This window comes from Amphritea atlantica, assembly GCF_900111095.1.
In the GTDB taxonomy this organism is placed as follows: Bacteria; Pseudomonadota; Gammaproteobacteria; order Pseudomonadales; family Balneatricaceae; genus Amphritea; species Amphritea atlantica.
Map to the genome: position 1 here is coordinate 1 of NZ_FOGB01000030.1, position 4247 is coordinate 4247.

Here is a 4247-nt window from a genome sequence, read left to right on the forward strand (position 1 = left end):
TGTCTTTACCCAGAGGGAATAGATTGATCGCCTCGAAGCGGCCGATCTGCGCATCCCAGCTGTTGTTGCCCAGCTGAATATAGGCATCACGCACCGCCACATTTTTATCGCCATCGGTGGTCAGCCGCACGCCGCCTTTGGCCGCAACGAAGTACTCGCCGTTTTCACGTTTTGAGGCGACATTCAGTTCGACAAAACCGTTCTGGTCATAGGTTGTGGAGGAGGTTGCGGTATCAACCGCATCGGTATCGAGTTCAAGATTTGCATCAAATGCGAGCTGTGCCTGAGCTGTACCGGCTAATAGGCAGCCAATCGCAGCGGACGTTAATAAAATGGACGTTTTCAACGTGATTCACCTTTTCGTTTTATTATTTTCAGATCAGCGTGTCGCAGGCCGAGCTCATCAGGATGAGTCTGATCTCCTGCGATACGCTGACTGCTATTGAAAAGGTATAGGGTTAACCTCTGATTTTATTCATTCAGAGCCCTGTTAATAATTGAAATGCTTGATGGAAATTTCAGATCGTCCCGGTATGAGATTGCCTGTCGGCAAGCGATAACTGTTATCAGAGGGTGGGCTTGCAGACAAAAAAAGGCCCTGATCGAATGATTGCAATCAGGGCCTTTTGGGACGCGTTGATCTGCTTGCCTCTGATCTGCTATCAGAGTACCGCCGTTTATAGTTGCAGGTCGTCTATACCGGGCAGTGAGGTGAAGGCTCCCTTATGGGATACCGCGTAGGCACCGCAATGGGAGGCGAATCGCAGTGCTTGCTCTAGTCTGTCCGGCGTGTTCAGCAGTGAATTCAGGTCACCAGGCTGACAGTCCAATGCGGCAAGCTGATAGATAAATCCACCAATGAACGCATCACCTGCGGCGGTGCTGTCCACCATAGAGACACTGGGTGGCGTGACTGTTCCGGCGTTCTGTGCACTGAAGTAACGCAAAGGGTTGCCGCCATCGGTCAGCAGCACCAGCGACACGCCGCTGTCCAGAAGTCGTTGCAGCACCTCATCCTGCGAGGTGCTGGCGGCAAGAAAGTTCATCTCTTCCTGACTCAGTTTAACGAGATCGGCCAGTGCCAGGGCCTGCCAGATAGGGACTGCCGGGTCGCTGCCCGCGGGCCATAAGTTGTTGCGCAGGTTGACATCAAAACTGATGAGAAAGCCTGCTGCTTTGGCTTTATCTATCCCGGTCAGCGTCGCTTCTCTGATGCCGCTTGCCGTCAGAGTATTGGAGCAGAAGTGAAAGATGCCCGCATCTGTAAACCAGTGATCCTCAAATTCATCCGCTGTAAACAGCATATCGGCAGAGGGGTTGCGGTAAAAAGTGAAGCTGCGCTCGCCCTCTGCGTCCAGTGAAACAAACGCCAGTGCGGTGTTGGCTGCGTCGGTATTCAACAGGTAGTCGGTATTCACGCCAGCTTCATGTAATGACTGACGCATAAAGACACCAAACATATCGGTGCCAATTTTACCGGCCATGTAACTGTTGCCGCCTAGTTTCCCTACGGCCGCCGCGACATTGGCGGGGGCGCCTCCGGGGTATTTCGCAAACTGCTCAATCTCGTTAGATCGGTTTTCACTGACCCGGCTGGAGAGCATGTCGACCAGAGCTTCGCCAAAAGAGATGACCTTTAGCATGGTTGTGTTCCTGAACGGTTATTAGGGAAGGGGGCAAAAAACGGCTCCATTCCCCTGAGTATAATGGCTCTATTTAAAAGGAGGGGCGTTAACCGTCGATGTCTGAGAGGTTAACGCCCGTTAACAATTGTAACCAGGTATCGCTGAATCATGAATCCCGGTTATTGTGCGAAAATCTCGCCACGACCGCGATAGGGAGCCGCACCCTGAAGCGCTTCTTCGATACGCAACAGACGGTTGTATTTGGCCACCCGGTCTGAACGGCAGAGAGAACCGGTTTTAATCTGTCCGGCACAGGTGCCAACGGCCAGGTCTGCAATGGTGGTATCTTCCGTTTCGCCGGAGCGATGGGAAATTATCGCGCGATAGCCTGCATCCTGTGCCATTCTGATCGCATCCAGGGTTTCACTCAGGGTGCCGATCTGATTAAACTTGATCAGGATTGAGTTGCCGATCTTCTGATTGATACCGCGCTGAAGTATTTGCGTATTGGTGACAAAAAGATCATCACCTACCAGTTGAACTTCACTACCTAGTTTCTCTGTCAGGTAAGCCCAGCCTTCCCAGTCGGATTCATCCAGACCATCCTCAATTGATACAATCGGATAGTGTTGAGTCAGTTCTGCCAGGTAATCGCTGAAACCCTCTGAACTGAATGACTTACCTTCGCCGCTGAGCTGATACTCGCCATCACGATAAAACTCAGATGCGGCACAGTCCAGCGCCAGAGTGAAGTCTGTTCCCAGTGTGTAGCCTGCCTGTTCAACCGCTTCACGAATCACGATCAGCGCTTCCTCGTTGTTTTTCAGATCCGGTGCAAAACCACCCTCATCACCCACGGCAGTACTCAGTCCCCGCGCCTGAAGTACTTTCTTGAGAGAGTGGAATACCTCAGCACCCATGCGTAAGCCTTCACGAAAAGTGGGGGCAGAGACCGGCTGAATCATAAACTCCTGAATATCAACCGTGTTGTCGGCATGTTCGCCGCCATTGATGATGTTCATCATCGGCAGAGGCATGCTGAATACGCCAGGCTGTCCATAAAGAGAGGCGATGTGGGCATAAAGAGGGCGGTTCTGATCCGCTGCGGCGGCTTTTGCCGCGGCCAGAGAAACCGCCAGCATCGCGTTGGCACCGAGGTTAGACTTGTTTTCGCTGTTGTCCATCTCGATCAGCGCCTGGTCCAGTGTGCGTTGATTCTGGGCGTCAAAGCCTTTGAGCAGAACGGCGATCTTTGCGTTGATATTATCAACAGCGGTTAAAACCCCTTTGCCGTTGTAACGGCTTTTATCGCCATCTCTCAGTTCAAGTGCTTCTCTTGATCCGGTACTTGCCCCTGAGGGCGCACAAGCGACGCTGGTTACACCTGAGGCCAGTATCACCTCGGCTTCAACGGTTGGGTTACCCCGGGAGTCCAGGATCTCCCGTGCAACTATCTTCTCGATGATACTGGTCATGCTGATGGTCTCCTGTCGGTTATTCTTGTGGACAATAATTTTGTAAATATAACGTATATTTTGTTTTATATGAATCTATATTTGTATTTTTATAAGTAATAAAACGTAATTAAGGCTGTATATATGCTTTGGCTCATGCTAAATAGCGAACGATTCTAAAAAAACAGAGTGGTTTCTGCGGATTTTCAGTCTGATCTCATGTTTAGGGCATATCCTTTATCAGAGGTTTCTCATCAGGTCATTGGTTACTCTTTGCAAACATCAGCGTTTGTAGTGGTCTGTCAGTACCAATGCTGTTTTCAGGGATTGTCGGGGTCAGGGGGGGTGATGAGGGGCCGATTATCCGGAGGTACAGGCGGACTATCCTCCATCGTTTGAATGCCGGGAGTCAGGTTATGAATAAGTTCATTGCACGTCTGCTAATCTTGCCTTTGTTGGCCATTATTCCGTTGCAGGCCGCTGCTGGGATAGGGCCGGAAAGCACAATAAGTGAGCTGTACCAGGATCGTTTTCATTATCCGGTGGTACCGGCGGTGCCGTTTTATGTGCATGCTGCTAATGGTTCAGGCTCAAAGGTGGTCTGGGCTAAAGTGACTGAAATGAGTTATTACCGTGATAACAACGGCGATCTGATGCTGTATGCAGGGACTACCCATGTGTGCAGTAAGTTTTCAGTCACCGGTAGTATCGGCGACAGCGATCGTCGTTGCCTGTCATCTGAAACGGTGCCGCTTATCAGACCCGCCGGGTATAGCTATCAGTATTGCGTATTTCGCACGGACGGTGATTGTGGCCGTTATATAAAATCGGACAGCGTGTATCCGCTTAGATATCAGGTTCCTGTGGTAAAACGAATGGCCGAATCTGACAGTTTTAACTATGCCAACGTGGTGTTTACCAAAACCGTCGAGCTGGGTCATTGCGGTGAGTGCGAAGTGAAAGGCTGGTCAGTGGTTAAAGTACATTAACAGCGGTAGCTATCGCTGTGCTGTGGAACTGTTTGGTGCGTGGGTCCGGTAGCCGTGAAGGGGGACAACAACCGGACTCACGCTGCTTGAACGGGTTAGAAGGTATAGTTGAACCGAACCCGGGCTGCAGTGGTTTCATCGTCCACGACATTTGATGCGCTCGAGTAGGAACCGGCAAA

3 protein-coding genes and 1 pseudogene are annotated in these 4247 nt (G+C 50.9%); 1 reads left to right on the plus strand and 3 read right to left on the minus strand.

Features of this window, described 5'->3' with window-relative positions; genetic code table 11:
• The 3 genes and pseudogenes from BMY09_RS21950 to eno all read right to left on the minus strand — a co-directional run.
• Positions 1-346: pseudogene (locus BMY09_RS21950) on the minus strand (carbohydrate porin); the annotation flags it as partial.
• A gap of 331 nt (positions 347-677) precedes the next feature.
• Complete coding sequence (locus BMY09_RS21955; RefSeq protein ID WP_091362282.1) at positions 678-1643, minus strand: carbohydrate kinase family protein; 966 nt, start codon at positions 1641-1643, stop codon at positions 678-680.
• Positions 1644-1804: 161 nt separating this feature from the next.
• Entirely contained in the window at positions 1805-3100 is a 1296-nt protein-coding gene (gene eno, locus BMY09_RS21960; RefSeq protein WP_091362283.1) for a phosphopyruvate hydratase, read from the minus strand.
• Positions 3101-3495: 395 nt separating this feature from the next.
• On the opposite strand from eno, the gene BMY09_RS21965 reads away from it, so the two are divergent.
• On the plus strand, positions 3496-4068 hold the full coding sequence (locus BMY09_RS21965) for a hypothetical protein (RefSeq protein ID WP_091362284.1): 573 nt from the start codon (positions 3496-3498) through the stop codon (positions 4066-4068).
• Positions 4069-4247: the final 179 nt, after the last annotated feature.